The organism is Streptomyces hirsutus (assembly GCF_001418415.1).
Lineage (GTDB): Bacteria > Actinomycetota > Actinomycetes > Streptomycetales > Streptomycetaceae > Streptomyces > Streptomyces hirsutus.
On the sequence record NZ_LIQT01000188.1, the window covers coordinates 15,362 to 35,053 of the forward strand.

The following is a 19,692-nucleotide window of genomic DNA, read 5'->3' on the forward strand; positions in this document are numbered from 1 at the left end:
GATAAGTAACGGTGTGTCATGTGGTGTCCGTGACGTTGGGTGTGCCTTGAGGGGCTGATGTGTGACTGGTACGGTGCCATGGCTTGACACTCACCCCGGCGCTGGGTATTGGCCCAGGTCGGGTCGGTAGGTCCGGCGGCGTCCCGCATGTCTGTGTGCGAGCGGACGTGGGTGAAGTGTCTGAATTTCCGGGGTACTTGGCAGACATCGTCTTGGGTGTACGGGGAGCGGTTGCGTGAAGATCCAGGAGCGTACGGGGGCGGGCGCGGGGCGTTCCGCCGCTCCGGCTCAGCCGGCGGTCGGTGACCGGCTTCCCACTCCGCCTCGTGAGCGCAAACCCGCGTTGGCCGCGCTCGCGGTGCTGCTGATCCTCGTGGGCGCGCTCGGTGCCACGATGCTGGTGCTCCAGGTGGGGGACCGGATCGAGGTCGTCAAGGTCACCAAGCAGATCCCGGCGGGGCAGTCGGTCAGCGGCAGCAATGTCGAGTCCGTGCTCGTCGTCGAGGATCCGGAGATCAACTACATCCCGTGGACTCAGCTGGACGCGCTGAAGGAGCTCAAGGCCGTCAGCACCATCCCGGCCAACGTCGTCGCCGTCGGCGAGATGTTCGGCGACGAGGCCAAGGTCCCGGACGGCAAGTCCGTCGTCGGGCTGTCCCTCAAGGAAGGGCAGTACCCGGCCGGGATCGAGCCCGGCGACACCGTCGCCGCGTACCGCGTCGGCGGCAGGGGATCGAGTTCCGGGGGTGAGGCCGACGAGGACGGCGGCGCCGCGGCGGGCACCAGCAGTTCCGTGATCGTCGAGCAGGCGCGGGTGAACTCCGCTCCGGACCAGAAGGGCGGCGACGGCAGCATCGTCAGCAGCGCCAACCTGCCCGTGACGCTGGTCGTCGACAGCGCCCAGGCCGCCGCGCTCGCCCAGGCCGCCTCCAACGGCGAGGTGGCTCTCGTCCTCGTTCCTGGCAACTAGAAGGCGGCACCCCACTCATGGCCTTGATCGCCCTCGCCGCCGACAAGGGTTCCCCCGGCGTCAGCACCACGGCCGTCGCTCTCGCGGCGGTCTGGCCGCGGCGTGTGCTGCTCGCCGAGACCGACCCGGCGGGCGGTGACCTCGTCTACCGCAGCGCCGCCGCCCACGGCGGTCCGCTCAACCCCAACACCGGCATGCTGTCGATCGCCGCCACCGCGCGGCGCGGGCTCGTGCCCGACCAACTGTGGGACCACGTCCAGCCGTTGAGCGGCGGTCTCGAAGTGCTCGTCGGACTCGGCAACTCCGAGCAGGCCGCCGGCCTCGCCGGGCTGTGGCCGACCCTCGGGCACGCCTTCGCCTCCCTCGCCGACTCCCCGCACGCCGCCGCCGACGTCATCGCCGACTGCGGGCGGATCAGCGGTGACACCCCGGCGGCCGAGCTGTTCCCGCACGCTTCCCTCGTCCTGCTCGTCTCGCGTACCGAACCGGAGGCGCTCGCCCGGGTCCGGGACCGTGCCGCCGCCCTGGCCGGCAAGCTGAACGGCGGTTCGCGCGTCGCCGGGCCGGGCAGCCCGATGGTCGGTGTCGTCCTGATCGCCGACACCGGCAGCGCCGCCAAGCTCGCCTCGCAGGTCAACGACATGCTTGTGCACGCCCAGACCGGCGCCCGTGTGGTCGGCACCCTCGCCGACGACCCGGCCGGCGCCGAGCAGTTGGCGGGCCGCAGGCGGGGGCGGCTCGACAAGTCGCTGCTGATCCGCACCGCCCGCAAGGTGACCGCCGACCTGTACCAGCAGTACGGCGCCGCCTGGTCCGCGTCCGCCCACGCCGCGCAGCCTCACCAGCCCCATCAGCCTCAGCACCACCAGTCCCCGCCTCAGCAGCAGGGTCAGTACGCACCGTCTGCCCAGCAGTACCAGCCGGGTCAGCCTGGTCAGCCCGCCCCGCAGGGCAGCGCGCAGGGCGGCGGCCGGCCGTCCGACGGTCGTGCCGCCGGAGCCGGGCGATGACCGCTGTCGACCATCAACTGGTCAAGCGGTTCCGCCAGGACGCCGGCGACCGCATCTCCGAACAGCGCCGCCTCGACCAGGTCAACGGCGTCACGCCGATGTCCACCGAGGACGAGCGCCAGTTCGCGCGGGCGGTCATAGCGCAGATCCTCGAGGAGCAGGCCCGCTCCGAGATCAACGCGGGCCGTACGCCGCTGGACGCCGAGACGGAGGAGCAGTACGCGGCCGCCGTGCACGCCGCGCTGTTCGGCGTCGGGCGGCTCCAGCCGCTGCTCGACGACCCCGAGGTCGAGAACATCGACATCAACGGCTGCGACCAGGTGTTCGTCGGCTATGCGGACGGCCGCGAGGTGCAGGGCGAGCCCGTCGCGGAGACCGACGAGGAGCTCATCGAGCTCATCCAGGTGCTCGGCGCGTACTCCGGCCTCTCCTCCCGGCCCTTCGACTCCGCGAACCCGCAGCTGGACCTGCGACTGCCGGACGGTTCCCGGCTCTCCGCCGTCATGGACGTGACGAGGCGCCCCGCGCTGTCCATCCGGCGGGCCCGCATGGGCAAGGTGTTCATCTCCGACATGGTCGGGAACACCACGCTCACACCGGAGTTGGGGCACTTCCTGGCCTGTGCGGTGCGTGCCCGCAAGAACATCATGATCGCGGGAGCGACCAACGCCGGCAAGACGACGCTGCTGCGGGCCCTCGCCAACGAGATCCCGCCGCACGAACGCCTCATCACCGTCGAGCGCGCCCTGGAGCTCGGCCTCGACTCGTTCCCCGAACTCCACCCGAACGTGGTGGCCTTCGAGGAGCGGTTGCCCAACTCCGAGGGGCAGGGGTACATCTCCATGGCCGAGCTGGTGCGCCGGTCACTGCGCATGAACCCCTCGCGGGTCATCGTCGGTGAGGTGCTCGGCGACGAGATCGTGACGATGCTGAACGCGATGTCGCAGGGCAACGACGGTTCGCTGTCCACGATCCACGCCAACAGTTCCAGCGAGGTCTTCAACCGCATCTCGACGTACGCCCTGCAGGCGACGGAGCGGCTGCCCATCGAGGCCAGCCAGATGCTGATCGCGGGCGCGGTGAACTTCGTCGTCTTCATCGAGCGGCGCAACGAGTTCCAGAACGGCGGCCGGCTCCAGCGCATGGTCACCTCCGTCCGCGAGGTCAACGGCGTCGACGGACGCGTCCTGTCCAGCGAGGTGTTCGCCCGGTCGCCCGACGGCCGGGTCATGCCGCACGCACCCATCGCCTGCCTGGAGGAACTGATGGCCTACGGCTACCGCCCCAGCGGAACGTGGGGGTGACCCGGTGATCCGTACGACCACGGACCTCGATGCCGCCGCTGCCACTGCTGATGTCGCCGTCGCCGCCGCTGATGTCGCCGCCGGCTCGCTCGGCTCGATGGGCGGACTGTTCTCCACCACGGTCCTGTACGCGCTCGCGTGCGGCATCGCCGTCGGTGGCGGACTCGCCCTCCTCGTCGTCGCCGTACGCGGACTGCCCGCCAAGCCCGCGCACGAGAAGCAGAAGGCGAGCGCGCGGGCCGCCGAGCTGATCCGGTTCGCGGGGCAGCGGGGTTCCCTCGCCGCGATCGTCGGCCTCGCCGTGCTGCTGCTGACCCGGTGGACCGTCGCCGGAGTCGCCGCCGCCGTCCTCGTCTTCTTCTGGGACCGGCTGTTCGGCGGAGCCGCGGAGGAACGGGCCGCCATGCGGCGCGTGGAGGCCCTGGCCTCCTGGACGGAGTCGCTGCGCGACACCATCGCCGGCGCGGTGGGCCTCGAGCAGGCCATCCCGGCGTCGGCACGGGCCGCCGCGCCCGTCCTGCGCCCCCATCTCGACGCGCTCGTCGACCGGTTGCGCTCCCGTACCCCGCTGCCGGAGGCGCTCCAGCATCTCGCCGACGAGATCGACGACGCCTCCGCCGACATCATCGTCGCCGCCCTCATCCTCAACGCCAAGCTGCGCGGACCCGGTCTGCGGCAGGTGCTGGGCGCGCTGGCCAAGTCGGCACGCGAGGAGGTCGACATGCGGCAGCGCGTGATGGCCCAACGGGCCTCCACCCGACGGTCGGTGCAGATCGTCGTCGCGGTGACGATCGCGTTCGTCCTCGGACTGGCCGTCTTCAACCGGGACTTCGTCGAGCCGTACGGGACGGCCGTGGGGCAGCTTGTACTCGCCTGTGTCTGCGGGCTGTTCGCGCTCGGCTTCTGGTGGCTGCGCAAGCTGTCCACCATCGAGACACCCGAACGCTTCCTGGTGCGCGACGAGGCGGCGGTCCAGTTCGTACGTCCCCGTACTCCGGGGGCGGCGACCGCCGCGGGACAGCAGCAGACGGAACCGGGGGCCGCACCGTCGCTGCGGCTCCCGCACCAACAGGGCCGGGACCAGCAGGGACGTGACCCGCAGGGCGGGGACCAGCAGGGCAGGGGGGTACGACGGTGAACGACGAACTGACGATGCCGGTGGTCGTCGGCGCGGTCCTCGGACTGGGCGTCTACGTCCTGATCCGGGCCCTGATGCCCACCAAGCGCAGCGCGGTCGCCCAGGTCGCCCGGATCGACGCGATGCGGGCGCGCGGCGCGGCGTACGAGTCGGCCCGCACGCAGAAGGACACCGGCCGGTTCTCGTCGCTGCGGGCCGAAGTGGGCGCGCGTATCGCCGAGTTCTATCTCCAGCAGGGCTGGGAGCAGCGCTCGCTGCGCGCCGATCTGGCCGTACTGGAACGGAGCTGGGAGAAGTTCCTGGCGACGAAGGTGCTGCTGGCGGCGGGCGGCATGTTCTTCGGGCCGTTCCTCTTCGCGGTCGTCTGGACGCTCGGCTTCAGCGAGAGCCCGATCGTCCCGGTCTGGCTGGCCCTGCTCTGCTCGGTCGTCTTCTTCTTCCTGCCCGACCTGGAGGTGCGCCGGGACGCCGCCGAGAAGCGGCGCGACCTGCGCCGGGTCATCGGCGCCTACCTGGACCTGGTGTCGATGAGCCTGGCCGGCGGGCGGGGTCTGCCCGAGGCGCTGATGGCGGCGGCCGAGGTGTCCGACGGCTGGGCGACGCAGCGCATCCGCAACGCCCTGGCCGACGCCCGGATCACCGGCGTCAGCCAGTGGCAGGCGCTCGGGCAGCTCGGTGAGGAGCTGGGCGTCGAGGAGCTGAAGGACCTCTCCGCATCCCTCGCCCTGGTCGCGGACGACGGCGCCAAGGTCCGCGAGTCCCTCGCCTCCCGCGCGGAGACCATGCGGCACCGCGAACTCTCCGAGATCGAGGGCAGCGCGGGCGAGAAGTCCCAGTCGATGCTCGTGGCGCAGCTGCTGCTGTGTGCGGGGTTCCTCGTGTTCCTGATCTTCCCGGCGGCGATGAGGGTGTTCCAGGTGTGAGAACCGTGAACGGAAAGCCGTGGCGCTGTGAACCATGGGTCACACACGGCCCCTTGCGAACCGACAGTCGTGAACCGTACGTCAGAGCATCTGTGAACCGAACACGAGAGGACGAAGCGTCATGAACGGACGTACCTTCCACACCGGCATCCCCGCCGTGGACTTCCTGGTCACCTTCATGCGGGCCCGTGTGGAGCGTGCCCGCTCCGGTGAACTGGACCGCGGCGCCTCCGCGGTGGAGTGGGTCATCATCTCCGCGGTCGTCGTCGCGATCGTCGGTGTGGTCGCCGCCATCATCAACGCCGCGCTGAGCGAGGGCGCCAACAAGGTCGGCGACTGCATCAAGGGCGCGAACGCCGGCAGCACCTGCTGAGCGTACGTACACCGAGGTCGGGGACAGGGCTGGGACGGGACGGGGGCGGGGAATGCCGGTGCGCGTACGTCGCTGGGTACGCCGACGGGTGGAGGCCGCCTCCGCCCGCGGCGACTCCGGCATGACCGCGATCGAGTTCGTGCTGCTCACTCCCGTCCTGTTCTTCATGATCTTCGCGACGGTGCAGTTCGCGCTGTACTTCTTCGCGGACCACGTCGCCCAGGCGGCGGCGCAGGCGGGTGCGCGCAAGGCGCGTGCGACGGCGGACGCTCAGCCGGGCGGCTGGCGGGGCGAGGCGCGGGACGTGGTGGACAGCTACATCCGGCAGTTGGGCCCGCAGCTGGTGCTGTCGCCGGACGTGAGGATGCTTCAGCCGGAGCAGGACACGGTGGGCGTGGAGATCACGGCCCGCATCCCGACGGTGTTCCCGGGCTTCGACCTGACGGTGCACGCCCGGTCGGCGGGGCCGGTGGAGCGGTTCGTGGAAGAGGGGGAGAACTGAGTGGAAGCGCCCTCTTCCCGCATGCGGAGACACCTGAGTCAGGACGAAGGCGTCGGCGGCATCGACGTCGGTGACGACCGCGGCTTGTCCACCGTCGAGGTGGTGATCCTCGCCCCGGTGATGATCCTGTTCATCCTGGTGCTGGTGGCGTTCGGCCAACTGGTGAGCGGTCGCGGCGCGCTGGACGGCGCGGCCCGGGACGCGGCACGCGCGGGCTCCATCCAGAAGGACCACGCACGGGCGATGACGGAGGCCCGTCAGGCGGCGGAGGCGAACCTCGCGGACATCTGCTCGGGCCCGGTGAACGTCGTACAGACCAGCCAGGGCTTCGAACCGGACACCCTCTTCACGGTCGAGGTGAGCTGCGAGGTCCGCGGGCTGGCCACCCTGGGGCTGAACATCCCGACGACCCTGTCCGCGAGCTTCAGCTCACCGCTGGACCCGTACCGGAGGACGGCGTGAGAGCACGTGTGCGCAGGTGGCTGACGTATCGCGGGCCAAGATTCGACGACCGGGGCTCGGGCGCCGGCGCGGTCATCGTCTTCGCGCTGGTCTTCATCTCCCTCGCGGCCTTCGTCATCGACGGCGGCCTCTCCATCTCCCAGCGCGAGCGCGCCGCCGACATCGCCGAACAGGCCGCCCGCTACGCCGCCCAGGACATCGACCGCGAGGCCCTCTATGAGAACGTGGACGAGCCCGCGCCCATCAACTACGAGAACTGCGACGCCCGGGTGAAGGCCTTCGCCCGCGAGATGGACATGTCCGGCGCGGACGTCGCCGGCACCCACTGCGTGACGGCGAGCGCCCAGGGTGTCGAGGTCCAGGTCCAGTTGACGTACTCACCCGTCTTCACCGGCGTGTTCTACGGCGGTGACGTGGTGGTCCGCGGCCAGGCGGTGGCAGAGAACGAGGTGGGCTGAGCCGAGGGCGGGAGTGAGGGCGCGGGATGAGGGATGAGAAGGCGGGCACGGCCGCCCCGGTCTTGACAGTGTCGAGCCGGCTGCGCGGGAACCGCCCCGCGGTCGGCAACGCGCTGAACCACTTCACCGGCCGGACCGACGTCTGGGCCGACGCCACGGTCACCGGCGTCGCAGCTGACGCGGAGAGTGTCCACGGCAGGGTCACCTCCCTCTACGAAGGGGTCACCCGGTGATTCCCGAGCCCGCCCTCAGACCGGCCGCCTCGCGCGGCCCCGGCCTGGAACGGTGCCACGCCTCCCGGCTCTTCGCGCAGGACGGCGGTCTCGTCCTGCGCACCCGCGGCCGTACCCGCCGCTTCCCGGTCGGCGGGACCGCAGGAATCGCCCGTGCCGTCATCGTCGACGCGGCGGCCGGGGGCAGGACGCGCGGGGGACCCGACCTTCCCGGTTCCTGGGGAGAGGTGCAACTACAGGACGGGAACGGGGCGCTGATCGGCCGCTTCGACATCCAGGACTGGCTGCCCGAAGCGCCCGCGCTGCCCGGACGGTCCGTGCAGGGGGAGCAGATGCTCGCCCGGTCGGGTGTGGCCGGGCTGCTGCGGGCCGCGGGGGTGCCGCTGCACGTGGTACGGGACAGAAACGATCCTCTGGTGGCCTCGAAGGGCGCGGGCGCCTCCCTCGGCCCGGGAGGTTCCTTCCCGCTCTGGTACTGGGGCGTGCGCGCCATCGCCGGGAGCGTGTGGTTCGCCGTGTTCACGTGGGTCGTCTTCTCGGACACCACGGTCCCCCGGGTCGTCCTGCTGCTCGCCGCGACCGCCTTCTCCGCGCCCGTGGCACGGCTGGCGCTGCGGGCCTGGACCCGGCTGCGGGCGGGACGCCACGACCCCGTCGTCCGTGAACGCGTCCGGCCCAGTCCCGCGCGGGGGACCGGGGAGACGGTCAGGTTCCGCCGGGACACCGAGATCCGGATACAGGACCGGGACCTCGTCCTGCGCGACCTGGGCGGCCAGGAGTACTGGTTCGCGCTGTCCGGCCCGCACGCGGTCACCTCGCTGGTCCGGGTGGAGGACCGCGCGGGCCGACCGGTCGGTGTCGAGCTCCGGGGCCCCGGGGAGCAGGTGCGGGCGGTGTTCCCGTGGGACCTGTGGTTCGGTGGCGAGGAGGGCGCCGACGGGTGGTCGCGGCTGCGCCGGGCCGCCGGGCTGGCGGTGTCCGAACGCCGCCTGGGCGGTAAGGGGCCCGGGGCCTGGCCCAAGGGCCCGGTCCTGGGCACGGGGCTGCTGCCCGGCTCCGGTGGGGAAGCCCGTCGCATGGCGCGGTTCCCCGGTACCGTCGCCGGGGTCTCGTCCACCGCGGTCATGGCCTTCGGCTCCCTCTTCTCCCTGATCCAGGGCCTGCGGATCGAGGAGACGGCCCCGGGACCGGCGGCCGCCGCGGTCCTCATGGGGGTTCTCGGCCTCGTCCTGCAGGCCGTGCCGTACGCGGTGCACCAGCTGCGCAGCCGGCTCCTGCTCGACCGGCCGACTCCGGAACGGACGACATCCAGGGAAGCCACTCGATGACACGCACCGAGAAGACCTCCCGGCCCGCCGACCACCGCCTGCTCCCGCCCAGGGGTCGGGTCCGGATTCTGCCGCACCCGGAGCAGCGGGACAGGTCGATCGACGCGCAGATGGACGGCATCGCGCGGATGCTGTCGCTCTGACCCCGGAGACCGGACATGCGGGGGTGGATTCCGGGCGCAGGGCGCGCGGGAGCAAGTGCATCGCGTTCCGGGATGCTCCAGTTCTGGAAGATCCCGATGATCTGCACACCGTTCACCGCGCAGTCGTACGACGGGCGCGAGACCTCACGAGATCCGGGGCAGCCGCGCCGTATTCCCCTCCCGGGCCGCCGACGGGCCGCTTTCGGACGTGTGCGAGTGAAGGAAGTGAGACGTTCGGCCGACCGCCTCACCACACTCGTGAATTCCACGGCGCATGAACGAGGAGCGCGGTCCGTACACCGCTGGTCGCTTCATTCCCCGCGTGCTTTGATCGGGTCGCGCGGTTCGCCGATCGGCTGGTTTCCCGACGGGTAGTCCTGGGTTCGGGGATCGGGTGAACTCCGCGCCGCTCATTTCGGATACGAAGGGAAACGCCCGCCATGAACCTCGCCCCCCAGGTCGAGACCGCCGAAATCCCCGATGCCGAGCTGGACTTCATCTCCGGTGGCCAGGCGGGCGCCGGTGCCGCCGTGAACCTCGGTCTCGGGGTCCATGCCGAACCGGGCGCCCTCGGTGTCCACGTCGAGGCCGGGAACATCGGCATCACCGCGGGTGCGGGCGCCTCCGTCTCCTCCGAGGGCCTCGCGGTGGACGGCGTCCTCGCCGTCAGCCAGTACTGACAGGACATGCCCCGTGGGCCCCGGTTCCACCCTGGAACCGGGGCCCACGGGGCATCCGTGGAACGGCGTGCAGAGGCACGGTGGGAAGTTACTTGTCGCCCTTGCCGCCCCGCTCGTCCTTGACCTTCATCTTGTCGTTGACCTGCTTGGTGAGTTCGTCGTCGAGTTTCTTGAACTCGCGGACCACGGCGTCGGACATGCCGGCCAGCGCGTCGAGTTGCTGGGTGATGTCCTCGCGGCCGTCCTCCCAGTTGGACTCGAAGTCGGAGAGCGCGTCATTGACGCTGCCGTCGCCGATGTCGTCCCTGTAGGACTCGAAGAGCTTCTTGGTGTGGTTCAGTCGCGTCTTGAGCGACCGCAGCCGGCGCCCGTAGTCCTCCATCTCCGTCAGCGGGAGTGCGAGGTCGCTCTTGCTCATGGCCCGGAGTCCTCTCTGCGGTTCGGCTCAGACGAAGCGGAAGGTGCTGGTCACGGCGTCGAAGATGTCGTGGAACGCCTCGGCGAGGTCCAGCACCGGGCTGGCTCCGGAGACGAGGACGACCTGGTCGGCGGTTCCCGGTACGGGAATGTACGTCTGGGTCAGCACCATACGGAGGGTACGACTGTCACCCTGCGCGACGGGCACGTCCTCGACCCCGTAGGTCCGCGCGGCCGTGCCCACTTCGGGGATGTCGACGGTCGTGACCTTGCGCCAGGCATCGCCTTCGCGGCGTGGAGTGATCGTGCCCAGGCTCTCGGCGATGGCCCGGGGATCGGTGGAAAGGGTCACACCCTGCTTGTTCCTGGCGCCGAGCACGGACACGGTGACGGTCGCGTAGAGCGGGACGCCGTCGAAGTTCTCGGCCATGCAGCCCAGGTAGATCGCGCCGGAGTCGTGGGCGTCCTTGGCCATCCTGCGGAGCATGGTGGTCAGGTCGGCGCGGTACGGGGCGAGTTCCGGGAGTTCACGGATCCGCTCGTCGACGAGCGCACGGATGGTGGCCTCACGGCCTTCCGGGCGAATGTCGAACTCCCACCACGATTCGGGAACCGCCAGAGACACCCCGACAGGCGCCGGGTCTCCGGGGGTACCTGTTTCTTCCTGCTCGTCCTCCCGGGGCGCGCGGTGAGACCCGTCGGCTGCGGGCAACCAGTCCCAAAGGTCTTCGGAACGTTCGGAAGGGACCACCTCGGTGGTAAGGGAGAGCAGGAAACCCAGAGCGGCCACCCGCGACAGAGCGTGTGGTGAAACGGGGATGCGAGTGCGCCCGTCCACTCGGCCGCTCAGGTCGACCTGCACGGTGAGCCCGGACTCCTCGAGTTCTCGGATGCCTTCCAGCACACCGGAGATCAGGTCCGCCAACTCGTCCAGAGCCTCTTCGAGGCCCTGATGCGGTCCGGCCGTGACCTGGATCGCCCAGACTCCCTCACCGGGCCGAAAGCGTGAGTCCGCCGTTGGCTCGCGATACAGCGACGGGGAAATGCCGAGCGTGCGTGTGACGTCTCCTGGGGTCAAGCCCTCTCCTGTGATGAGGAGGGTCGCCGCGGGACTGTCCCATGAGTGGGTCGAGATCGTCATCATTCTCGCTATCGGTCACTTGTGCTGGGCGAAACGACGAGGGGTACGTTCAGGGCGGCCAACCGTGAGACCACGTCCGAGGTCATTGAAAATGTGCTGCCATTTCCGACGAAGCCAGTGACGCTGATCGAGACCTCGTACCCCTGCGCGGTCAGGTAGTCAATTCCGGAGGAGTGGGGTTCGATTTGTTCGAGCAGTTGCTGGAACTGCTCGTTGACCCCTCCCGGCAGCCTTTTGTGCACAGCCAGGGCCCACACGCCTTCTTGAGGCAGGCCGGCCCGCCGGGTATCGGCGTCCGGGATGCTCAACGAGGTCGGAGGCACTTGCATGGCCTCCGAAAGAAGGACGGGGTCCAGGTCGGGCTTGCGGATGACCAACTGCACGCCCGTTTCTACCCAGTCCCCCTCCGCGTGGTCCCACTGCATTCGTTCGGCTCCTTCAGAAGATTTCACGGCAGGCGGCCCAGTGTACGTTCCCCATGCCGGGCTTGAGTAGCTCGTCCAGCTTTGTCCGTTCGGCTACCGTGACCGAATTCTCGAATACACTGAATCCGCCCCCCGGCCCGGACGCCGGTGCGGCCAGAGTGTAATTCGGAATGACGTCTCCGGATCGAGCCACTTGCAGTGCCTCTCCCGGATAGACTCCGGCCTCGACCGTGAGCCCGTCCAGGCCGCCAAGTCGGTCGCCGTGCTCCACGTAGAACGACATGGACGTGCCTTCCGGCATCCTTATGGTGCCTGCTCCTTCTTCCAGGTATCCGTGACCGGCCAGTACGGTCTCGTCGGTTCTCCCACCCTGGAACACCCGAGTCGCGTAGTAGTGCCCTTGCTCCGACGTGTAAGTCTTCTTCGAGAGCTGCGGGTTCAGCTGAATGAGGGCTTGCTTGATCTGGTCGATCGAGGGAAGGGAGCCCCCGGACCCTCGGGACGCGGCCTTGCTCAGCCATGACCCGTCGAAACCTCGGAAAATGCTCCGGGTCGCTGCTCCGAAGCCGCGCATGCCGCCGGCGAGGTTCTTCAGGCCGCCGCCGATGCCGCCCATGGCTCCGGCGCCGAGAGCCTTCAGTCCCCCGGCCTTCCAGAGTTTGCCGAGCTTGGCGAGACTCGTGAAGCCCTTGGTCGCGGGTATGCAGTCCAGGGCCGCCCAGAGGAGGTCGCCCCAGCCGGCCTCGCCTTTGATGACTTTTCGTAATGTATCGGCCATCACGACGAGGGCGGCTGCGAAGACCAGCCAGCCCAGCGGGCCGCCGACGATCATCACGATGATGCCGAGGACGGCCACGACCCACTTGCAGACGACGACGATCTCGTCCCAGTGGTCGGTGACCCAGTCGCCGATCTCCTCCCACCAGTGCCGATTGGGGATGCCGGCGTCGGAGGCTTCCCTGAGCTTGGACACCGTCCGGCGGGCGGCCTCCTCGCGCAGGCCCTTCGCCTGACCGGCGAGCTTCTTGGCCGCGTCGAGTGCACTCTGCGCGCTGTCGACGTTCCGCTCGGCCGCGGCCCGGCGGGTCCTCGCGTGCTGGGCGTCGCGGGTGGCGCGGCGGACGTCGGCCTCGTCGGGCTTGGGGACCTCCTTGCCTCCGCTCTTGGCGGGGTCGTACGAGTCCACCTTCTCGGTCGCCGTACGGACCCAGTCGTCGGCACCCGACAACGCCGTCTGTGCGGTGGTGAGTTCGTCACGCGCCTTGCGGCCGTCGCGCAGCGCCTTGTCGGCCTTCTCCTGAGCGTCCTGGAGGTCGGGCCAGAAGGTGGTCAGTGCGTCGCCCGCCAGGTCGTACGACTTCTTCAGCTTCCGCAGCTTCTTGGGTGCGTCCGCGAACTCTTCCGCGAACACATCGGCCGTCTTGCCGGCCCAGGAGAGGATCTCGTCCTCCTTGGCGATCCCCTTGAGGTCCCGCAGTGCCTCACCGACGTCGTCGGCGAAGTCGTGCAGGACACCGGCCAGCTTGCGGATCCGCTGCGGATCGCCCGGAGTCGGATCCCGCTCCAAGTCGAGTATGTGCCAGTCGGTCGGTCTGATCGGCACGCGTGTACCCCCGTAACACTCGCAACGCGCTTATCAGAAAGCGCGTTTGAACCTACCAGGGGCTGTTCGAGGGGATGAGCGGACTCAACCGGCTTGTCAGCGGTGGGTGGGTGTGCCCGGGAGCCTGAGAGATGCGACGAAGTCGGCGAAGGCGGCGGCGCAGCGTTCCCGCGAAGCCCTCGGCCGTCTCCAAGCGGGCGCGCAGCGTCTCGCAGCGGACGTCGGCTCCATCGCCGCGATGGTCACCTTCGCCAAGCGGGTCGCCCACCTGGCCAACGTCTCCGGGGTGGTCGACCCCGACGGCAAGCGGGTCGTTCACTCCGTCACCGGCGAACCGTTCTCCGCCTCCTCCAACGACCTGGTCCACCAGTTCGACTACAAGGGCGACCCGGACGACGTCGTCGTCGACCTCTCCGGCACCGCCCGTCGTAGCAAACGGGTGACACATCGCCACGGGGCGAACGTTGCCTGATGCGGCACTGGTCGACACCGGTGGCTTCCAGCCGACTTCGGTTGGGCCGGCGGCCGATCGGTGCGTTCGGGTGGCGCCGGCGCCGAAGATTCCCGTCGACCCATTACCAAGCGTTTACTGAGCAGATACCTTTCTCCTTGCCGGTGGCAGGGAGGGTAGGGCGATCCGGCCGTTCCTGCCTGCCCGGAGTACCGCTGCACGTCGTTCGGCCTGTTTTCGGTTTTACGCCCATCCCTCATGGACCGCCGAAAGGAAGCGTTTTGAACGCTCGGAACCGCCGTACCACGGTAGCCGCCGTATCCGTCGCAGGGCTCATAGCGCCGCTGCTGCTGATCGGATCGAGCACCGCCTCCGCCCACAGCGACCCTGCCAAGGAGGCTGCCAAGCTCGCGAAGAAGCTCGTCAAGAAGAGCGACGCCAAGGATGCCTACGAGCATCTGAGACAGTTCCAGCGGATCGCCGACAAGAACGGGAACACCCGGGTGGCCGGGTCGGAGGGGCACCGGCAGTCGGCCAAGTACGTCGAAGGCCTGCTGCGGAAGGCCGGGTACTCGGTGACCCGGAACGAGTTCGACTTCCCGTTCACCGAGACGCTGGCGCAGAGCCTGCGGGTGGTGTCGCCGCAGCAGCAGGACGTCCCGGTGATCGCCATGACGTACTCCGCCAACAGCCCGGTCGGCGGCATCACCGCCCCGGTCGCGGTGGTGCCGGTCGACGACACCACCGGCTGCGAGCCGGAGGACTACGCCTCCGCGACGTTCACCGGCAAGATCGCGCTGATCAAGCGCGGCGGCTGCAGCTTCGCGGAGAAGCAGGAGACCGCCGCCGGTGCGGGAGCGGTCGGCGCGATCATCTACAACAACACCGAGGGCGCGCTCAACGGCACCCTGGGAGACCCGTCCGTCGCCAGGATCCCGGCAGGCGGCGTCACGCAGGCGGACGGCGAGGCGCTCGCGGCCAAGGCCGCCGCCGGCACCGTGACCGTCAACCTGGAGATCCGCACCTTCTCGGAGACCCGGCGCACCCACAACGTGATCGCCGAGACCAAGGGCGGCAAGGCCGACAACGTGGTGATGTTCGGCGCCCACCTGGACTCGGTGGCGGACGGCCCGGGCATCAACGACAACGGCTCCGGCTCCGCCGGCATCCTCGACGTGGCCCTGAACCTCGCCCACGAGAAGACCAAGAACAAGGTGCGCTTCGCCTGGTGGTCGGCTGAGGAGTTCGGCCTGCTGGGCTCGGAGGCGTACGTGAACGGCCTCTCGGCGGCGGACCGTGCGAAGGTCAAGCTGTACCTGAACTTCGACATGATCGCCTCGCCGAACCACGCCCAGTTCGTCTACGACGGCGACGACTCCGACCAGGTCGGCGCCGGCCCCGGCCCGGAGGGCTCGGCGCAGCTGGAGCGGCAGATCACCGACTACCTGGACAGCCGGCGCACCCCGTACGAGGGCACCGACTTCACCGGCCGGTCGGACTACGGGCCGTTCATCGAGGTGGGCATCCCCTCGGGCGGCACCTTCACCGGCGCCGAGGGCGTCAAGACGGCCGAGCAGGCAAAGCGGTACGGCGGTAAGGCCGGTGTCGCGTACGACGCCTGCTACCACGCCGCTTGCGACAACCTGAAGAACATCAGCATGAAGGCGTTCGACGTCAACGTCGACGTCATCGCCAACGCGGTGGGCCAGTACGCCTGGGACACCAGCCTTCTGAGCAAGCCGGTGGCGCCGCGGAACACCAAGGGCTCGGCGGGCAGCGGTGGTGGCCTGCACGAAGGCCACGACCACGAGGTCACCGAGTAACTCCCAATGAACACAGAGGGGAGGGCCGGACTGTCCGGCCCTCCCCTCGATGCTGCGGCGGGAGGCGCCGTCGCTACGGTTCCTTGCGGAGGGAGACCCCGCGGCGGGTGCCTCCGCCCTGCGGCAGGCGCGCCGCACCCGCCGCCGCGAAGAAGATGCCGCTGCACGTCCGCACCTGGACCTGCACATGCGGCACGACCCACGACCGGGACGTGAACGCGGCGAAGAACCTTCTGGCGGCCGGGCCGGCCATGTCTGTCCGTGGAGCTGGTGTAAGACCTCAACGGAGTTCTCCTGGCGGGCAGTCGGCGACGAAGCAGAACCCACCCCCACGGCGCGAGCCGTGGGAATCCACCTCGTTCACGAGGTGGAGGAAGTCAACGAAGGGTCCAGGGGAGGGCTGGTACGTCAGTGGCCTTGAGGGTCGCGACGAAGTCCGCGAAAGCGCCGACGGGGAAGGAGAGGAGGCCATGGGTGGGGCGTTTGGAGTCGCGTATGGCGATGCGGGCGGGGAGGGTTGCTATCTCGACGCAGGTATTGCCGTCGCCGCCGCCGGAGAACGAGGACTTCCGCCAGTGCAAGGGCTCGGTCATGGCTCGCCTCACAGCTCCTTCGTCAATCGGTGGATGAAGTCCCGCGACGCTGCGGGGTCCAGCGACGCCTTCTCCACTTTACGGAACAGTGTTCGAAGCTGGTTCAGTTGAGGTTCCGCGTCGATGAAGGCAGTCCCGATAGGGAAGTCCCGGAGCACAGTGTCCAGCTGGGGCACGGGGCCGCGTGCGTGCATCATCGAGGCCTCGGCGCCGGCGAAGTCGTCCTGGTCGGTGGGGATGACTCGTACGGTCGCGTGACCGTCCTCGATCTGCTCCAGGATCTGACGGAGTTGAGCCTGGGTCACCTGACGGTCGGCCACGCGGACCCGAAGGGCGAACTCGTGGATGATCGTCTCGTACGGTGTCGGGTTGTCACCCTCGATCACGGCACGCCGCTGCATCCGGTGTTCCACACGAGGGGTCAGTTCGCTCTCGGGCAGGCCCGGCAGCATGTACGTGTACACCGCGCGGGCGTAGTCAGGGGTCTGAAGCAGCCCAGGAACGTGCGTGATCACGATTTCGCGCAGGGCCGACGCATGGTGCTCGACTTCGGCGGTGTCCAGGAACACCGGGGGCAGCACTCCCCGGTACTCCTCCCACCATCCCCGGGTGCGGTCGGTGGCCATGGTGGCGAGCGCGTCGATCAAGTCCTCGTCCGTGCAGGCGTAGTGCGCCGCAAGGCGACGTACGCGCTTGGCACTCACACCCGCGACACCGGACTCGATCTGGCTCATCTGTACGGAGTCGGCGCCGAGCAGCTCCGCGGCTTCTCTGGACTTCATGCCCATCGCCTCGCGCAGTTTGCGCAGCTCAGCGCCCAATCGCACCCTGCGGGCCGTGAGATGTCTCTTCGGCGGCAACCGATGCCTCCTGTTTCAAGTACCTGACCCACGTACCTCGTTCGAGGGTCAGAGTACGGCAGCCGCTTGCAGTTTCCTAAAACTAGGAAATACCGTCGGTGGCGTGCTGCACACGGTGCGGCATTACTCGGTGCCGGAAGTGCACTGCTTCGTCATGCCCTGATGGAGCGACGGTGCCACCGGCCGACGTCCCCCTTCTCCGAGCGGAGTTCACTCATGCCCGAAAGCGAGCCCATCGACTCGACGCCTCCCTGGGAGTACACCCTCCACATCCCGAACGACCTGCGTGCCGTCACCGTCTCCCGCCGCACCCTCCGGCTGATCCTCACCATGCACGGCCTGATCGGACTCGTCGACACCGCCGAACTGCTCGCGACCGAGCTGGTCTCCAACGCCGTACGTCACACCAAGGGTCCTGCCGCGCTGCGGGTGCGGTGGTCGGCCGGCGTGCTGCGGATCGGGGCGTGGGACGCGGACCCGGAGCCGCCCGGGCCGCCGGGGATGCCGGAGTCGCTTGCCGAGGCGGAGGAAGGGCGGGGGCTCGCCCTGGTGCGAGCGTGCGCGGACCTGTGGGGCTGGCAGCCGCTGGCCAGGGAGGGAAGCCGAGGCAAGTACGTGTGGTGTGACCTTGTGACGGTCTGAGGCGTTGATCATGCAGATCAGGAGGGAGGGCTGATGGTCAGCTCGTCGCATGAAGCACTGCACCGGGTTTTCCAGAAGGACCCCGCATTGCTGACACGAGCACTGCAACGCGTACTCCACGTTCCGTTCCCCGAGCCGCGCGACTTCGCCGTCCTCAACGCGGACCTGACGGAGATCGAGCCCATCGAACGGCGCGTGGACACGCTGATGCGGGTGGAGACGGATGAGGGTGCGTACCTCCTCGTCGTCGAGGCGCAGGGGAAGGTGGACGAGGACAAGCGGGGGAGCTGGGCGTACTACCTGTCGTACCTGTATGCGAAATACCGGTGCGAGCCAGTGCTCATCGTGATCACCCAGAGCGGCGCCACGGCGCGCTGGGCGGCCCGGCCCATTCGGCTAGGACTGCCCGGATGGCATTCGTTGACCGTACGGCCGCTGGTCCTGGGGCCGGAGAACGTTCCGCTGATCGTGGACGAGAAGGAGGCCGAGCGGGATGTACCACTTGCGGTCCTCTCGGCCATGACACATGGCCGCGGAAAGCAGGCCACCGCCATACTGAAGCCGTTGGCTACCGCCCTGCGGACCGTCGATGCCGAGAGCGCGGCGGTGTTCGTTCAGTTCGTCGACTCGTGCCTGGTCGATTCCCAGGCGAAGGAAATCTGGAGGGACCTGATGGCGGCGATCCACTACTTCTTCCGACACCCGGTGGCCGAACAGGTGCGCGAGGAGGGTCGGGAGGAAGGCCGGCTCGAGGACCGTGCCGAGATGACGCTCCGCATTCTGGAGTGGCGCGGCATCCCCGTCCCGGACGAAGTCCGGGAGCAAGTGCTGGCATGCACCGACCTGGAGCAGCTCGAGGTCTGGGCGCGGCGGGCGGTGCACGCGGAAGCGGCGGAGGAACTGCTTCGCTGACGGGGTTCGTGTGGCTGTCGGAACCGCCGCGCCTGAGCGGTTCCGGCGTATGACGTCGGGCACTTGAAGGTGTTGGAGGGTTGCGCGGGAAGTCTGGCGTGGTGAGGGTGAAGACGCCCTTCGGCGGGGCCGGTGCGAGTCAATAGGATCTCTGTAGGCTCAGTACGCTCAGTGCACCCTTCATCACCTGATCCCGACTCACCCCACGCCATCACCACGACTCCTCCCCCACCACACGACCCGGGACACCCGCCATGCCACGACGCCGTAGTTCAAGCTCGTCCAGCGCGACGGGAGACCACAGCGGGGGTTCCGCCGCTCCGCGGAACCGGACGCCTCAGCCGGTGCGGATACGGAGGCGGACCTTCGGGGACTTCGTCAAGGCGTTCTTCGCGTTCGTGGCGTTGCTGGTGCTGGTGGTGGGGGTGCCGGCCGTGCTCGCGATGGTGGCGGGCTGGCCGTTGCCGAGTTCGTTCGAGCCCATGAAGTGGCTCAAGACGGAAGTCTCCGTCGGGACCTTCCAGAACATCCTGGTCTTCTTCGTCTGGCTCGCCTGGGCCCAGTTCACCGCCTGCGTGCTCGTCGAGATGAAGGCCGCGCTGTCCGGGGTCGGCGTGCCGGGGCGGGTGCCCGGGGCCGGGCCCAGTCAGCTGCTCGCGCGTCAACTCGTCGCGGCGCTGCTGCTCGTCGGCGCGGTCGCGGGGGGTTTCACGCCGGGGCTCTCGCAGTTGGGTCAGGGCATGGAGGGGAACCAGCAGCCCACCGCCGCCACCGCCCAGCAGACGCCGGGGCTCTTCGCCCAGCAGCAGGAGCAGGCCGCCGGGACCGCCGCCGCTCTCGCCGAGCAGGCGTCCCACGCCGCCGCGCAGGCCGAGGCGGGTGGCGGCACCGCCCGGCAGGACGACACGAAGTTCTACCGGATCCAGCCGCCCGAGGGGCGTCACCACGACTCCCTCTGGGAGATAGCCGAGCGGCACCTCGGGGACGGGCGCCGCTACAAGGAGATCTTCGCGCTCAACAAGGACCGCACCCAGCCCGACGGTTCCAAGCTCTCCGAGGCCAGTCTCATCCGGCCCGGCTGGATCATGGAGATGCCCGGCGACGCGCGGGGCGGCGACCTGGTCGAGATGCCCGACGAGGCCCCCGAGGTCTCGCCCGAGGTGCAGCAGCAGATCCACGACTACGCCCGGACCGGCGACCACGCGCAAGGGGGCGGGGGAGCCGGAGCCCAGGGTGGCGGCGGCGACGCCCGTGTTTCCCTTCCCGAACAACGGCCCGCACCCGCCCCCTTGCGCGTGGTC

General features: G+C 69.3%; 23 protein-coding genes and 2 pseudogenes. 19 read left to right on the forward strand and 6 right to left on the reverse strand.

Annotated features, from left to right (window positions below):
• The first annotated feature begins 235 nt into the window (after positions 1–235).
• The 13 genes from AOK11_RS14845 (at position 236) to AOK11_RS14900 (ending at position 9,524) form a co-directional block, all read left to right on the forward strand.
• Positions 236–970, forward strand: coding sequence for a hypothetical protein (locus AOK11_RS14845; protein ID WP_055594186.1), 735 nt, complete (start codon positions 236–238; stop codon positions 968–970).
• 17 nt (positions 971–987) lie between these two features.
• Positions 988–1,980 carry a hypothetical protein gene (locus AOK11_RS14850; RefSeq protein ID WP_055594187.1) on the forward strand — a complete coding sequence of 331 codons (993 nt, stop codon included), beginning with the start codon at positions 988–990 and terminating at the stop codon, positions 1,978–1,980.
• On the forward strand, positions 1,977–3,284 hold the full coding sequence (locus AOK11_RS14855) for a TadA family conjugal transfer-associated ATPase (protein ID WP_055594188.1): 1,308 nt from the start codon (positions 1,977–1,979) through the stop codon (positions 3,282–3,284). Before AOK11_RS14850 ends, AOK11_RS14855 begins: the two co-directional genes overlap by 4 nt.
• Positions 3,285–3,381: 97 nt before the next feature.
• Positions 3,382–4,422: a type II secretion system F family protein gene (locus AOK11_RS14860; RefSeq protein ID WP_240497350.1), complete on the forward strand. Its 1,041-nt coding sequence runs from the start codon at positions 3,382–3,384 to the stop codon at positions 4,420–4,422.
• 14 nt (positions 4,423–4,436) lie between these two features.
• Entirely contained in the window at positions 4,437–5,345 is a 909-nt protein-coding gene (locus tag AOK11_RS14865) for a type II secretion system F family protein (RefSeq protein WP_055594205.1), read from the forward strand.
• 121 nt (positions 5,346–5,466) lie between these two features.
• Positions 5,467–5,718 (forward strand): hypothetical protein, encoded by a 252-nt coding sequence (locus AOK11_RS14870; protein WP_055594189.1) that lies wholly within the window; start codon positions 5,467–5,469, stop codon positions 5,716–5,718.
• 52 nt (positions 5,719–5,770) lie between these two features.
• A complete protein-coding gene (locus AOK11_RS14875) occupies positions 5,771–6,220 on the forward strand; it encodes a TadE family protein (RefSeq protein ID WP_055594190.1) in 450 nt (149 codons plus the stop codon).
• 21 nt (positions 6,221–6,241) lie between these two features.
• On the forward strand, positions 6,242–6,682 hold the full coding sequence (locus AOK11_RS14880) for a TadE/TadG family type IV pilus assembly protein (RefSeq protein WP_055594191.1): 441 nt from the start codon (positions 6,242–6,244) through the stop codon (positions 6,680–6,682).
• On the forward strand, positions 6,679–7,140 hold the full coding sequence (locus AOK11_RS14885) for a TadE/TadG family type IV pilus assembly protein (RefSeq protein WP_055594192.1): 462 nt from the start codon (positions 6,679–6,681) through the stop codon (positions 7,138–7,140). The genes AOK11_RS14880 and AOK11_RS14885 overlap by 4 nt, the downstream gene beginning before the upstream one ends.
• Positions 7,141–7,166: 26 nt before the next feature.
• Positions 7,167–7,373, forward strand: a complete 207-nt coding sequence (locus AOK11_RS14890; RefSeq protein WP_055594193.1) for a hypothetical protein — start codon at positions 7,167–7,169, stop codon at positions 7,371–7,373.
• Complete coding sequence (locus AOK11_RS14895) at positions 7,370–8,701, forward strand: hypothetical protein (protein WP_079034848.1); 1,332 nt, start codon at positions 7,370–7,372, stop codon at positions 8,699–8,701. Before AOK11_RS14890 ends, AOK11_RS14895 begins: the two co-directional genes overlap by 4 nt.
• Positions 8,698–8,844 carry a hypothetical protein gene (locus AOK11_RS42835; protein WP_157869363.1) on the forward strand — a complete coding sequence of 49 codons (147 nt, stop codon included), beginning with the start codon at positions 8,698–8,700 and terminating at the stop codon, positions 8,842–8,844. Before AOK11_RS14895 ends, AOK11_RS42835 begins: the two co-directional genes overlap by 4 nt.
• A 440-nt stretch (positions 8,845–9,284) precedes the next feature.
• On the forward strand, positions 9,285–9,524 hold the full coding sequence (locus tag AOK11_RS14900; RefSeq protein WP_055594194.1) for a hypothetical protein: 240 nt from the start codon (positions 9,285–9,287) through the stop codon (positions 9,522–9,524).
• A gap of 88 nt (positions 9,525–9,612) precedes the next feature.
• Here AOK11_RS14900 and AOK11_RS14905 read toward each other — a convergent pair whose 3' ends face one another.
• From AOK11_RS14905 to AOK11_RS44910, 4 genes are all read right to left on the reverse strand, one after another.
• Complete coding sequence (locus tag AOK11_RS14905) at positions 9,613–9,942, reverse strand: hypothetical protein (protein WP_055594195.1); 330 nt, start codon at positions 9,940–9,942, stop codon at positions 9,613–9,615.
• 27 nt (positions 9,943–9,969) lie between these two features.
• Complete coding sequence (locus AOK11_RS14910; RefSeq protein WP_055594207.1) at positions 9,970–10,566, reverse strand: hypothetical protein; 597 nt, start codon at positions 10,564–10,566, stop codon at positions 9,970–9,972.
• 524 nt (positions 10,567–11,090) lie between these two features.
• Positions 11,091–11,507: a DUF4279 domain-containing protein gene (locus AOK11_RS14915; RefSeq protein ID WP_055594196.1), complete on the reverse strand. Its 417-nt coding sequence runs from the start codon at positions 11,505–11,507 to the stop codon at positions 11,091–11,093.
• Positions 11,508–11,520: 13 nt separating this feature from the next.
• Positions 11,521–13,110, reverse strand: a complete 1,590-nt coding sequence (locus AOK11_RS44910) for a WXG100 family type VII secretion target (protein ID WP_240497349.1) — start codon at positions 13,108–13,110, stop codon at positions 11,521–11,523.
• Positions 13,111–13,330: 220 nt separating this feature from the next.
• On the opposite strand from AOK11_RS44910, the pseudogene AOK11_RS39890 reads away from it, so the two are divergent.
• The 3 genes and pseudogenes from AOK11_RS39890 to AOK11_RS39895 form a co-directional block, all read left to right on the forward strand.
• Positions 13,331–13,528 (forward strand): annotated as a pseudogene (locus AOK11_RS39890) (SulP family inorganic anion transporter); the annotation flags it as partial.
• A gap of 314 nt (positions 13,529–13,842) precedes the next feature.
• Entirely contained in the window at positions 13,843–15,384 is a 1,542-nt protein-coding gene (locus AOK11_RS14930) for a M28 family metallopeptidase (RefSeq protein ID WP_055594198.1), read from the forward strand.
• A gap of 152 nt (positions 15,385–15,536) precedes the next feature.
• Positions 15,537–15,728, forward strand: a pseudogene (locus AOK11_RS39895) (zinc ribbon domain-containing protein); the annotation flags it as partial.
• A gap of 33 nt (positions 15,729–15,761) precedes the next feature.
• On the opposite strand, the gene AOK11_RS14940 reads toward AOK11_RS39895, so the two are convergent.
• Both AOK11_RS14940 and AOK11_RS14945 read right to left on the reverse strand, forming a co-directional pair.
• Positions 15,762–15,977: a DUF397 domain-containing protein gene (locus tag AOK11_RS14940; RefSeq protein ID WP_055594200.1), complete on the reverse strand. Its 216-nt coding sequence runs from the start codon at positions 15,975–15,977 to the stop codon at positions 15,762–15,764.
• Positions 15,978–15,985: 8 nt separating this feature from the next.
• Positions 15,986–16,804: a helix-turn-helix domain-containing protein gene (locus AOK11_RS14945; RefSeq protein WP_420902988.1), complete on the reverse strand. Its 819-nt coding sequence runs from the start codon at positions 16,802–16,804 to the stop codon at positions 15,986–15,988.
• 249 nt (positions 16,805–17,053) lie between these two features.
• On the opposite strand from AOK11_RS14945, the gene AOK11_RS14950 reads away from it, so the two are divergent.
• The 3 genes from AOK11_RS14950 to AOK11_RS14960 form a co-directional block, all read left to right on the forward strand.
• The gene (locus AOK11_RS14950) at positions 17,054–17,479 is read left to right on the forward strand and encodes an ATP-binding protein (protein WP_055594202.1); all 426 of its coding nucleotides are present in this window, start codon (positions 17,054–17,056) and stop codon (positions 17,477–17,479) included.
• A 33-nt stretch (positions 17,480–17,512) separates the two neighbouring features.
• Positions 17,513–18,391, forward strand: coding sequence for a hypothetical protein (locus AOK11_RS14955; RefSeq protein ID WP_055594203.1), 879 nt, complete (start codon positions 17,513–17,515; stop codon positions 18,389–18,391).
• Between the two features lie 254 nt (positions 18,392–18,645).
• The coding region (locus AOK11_RS14960; RefSeq protein WP_420902989.1) for a LysM peptidoglycan-binding domain-containing protein at positions 18,646–19,692 on the forward strand (1,047 nt) is incomplete at its 3' end.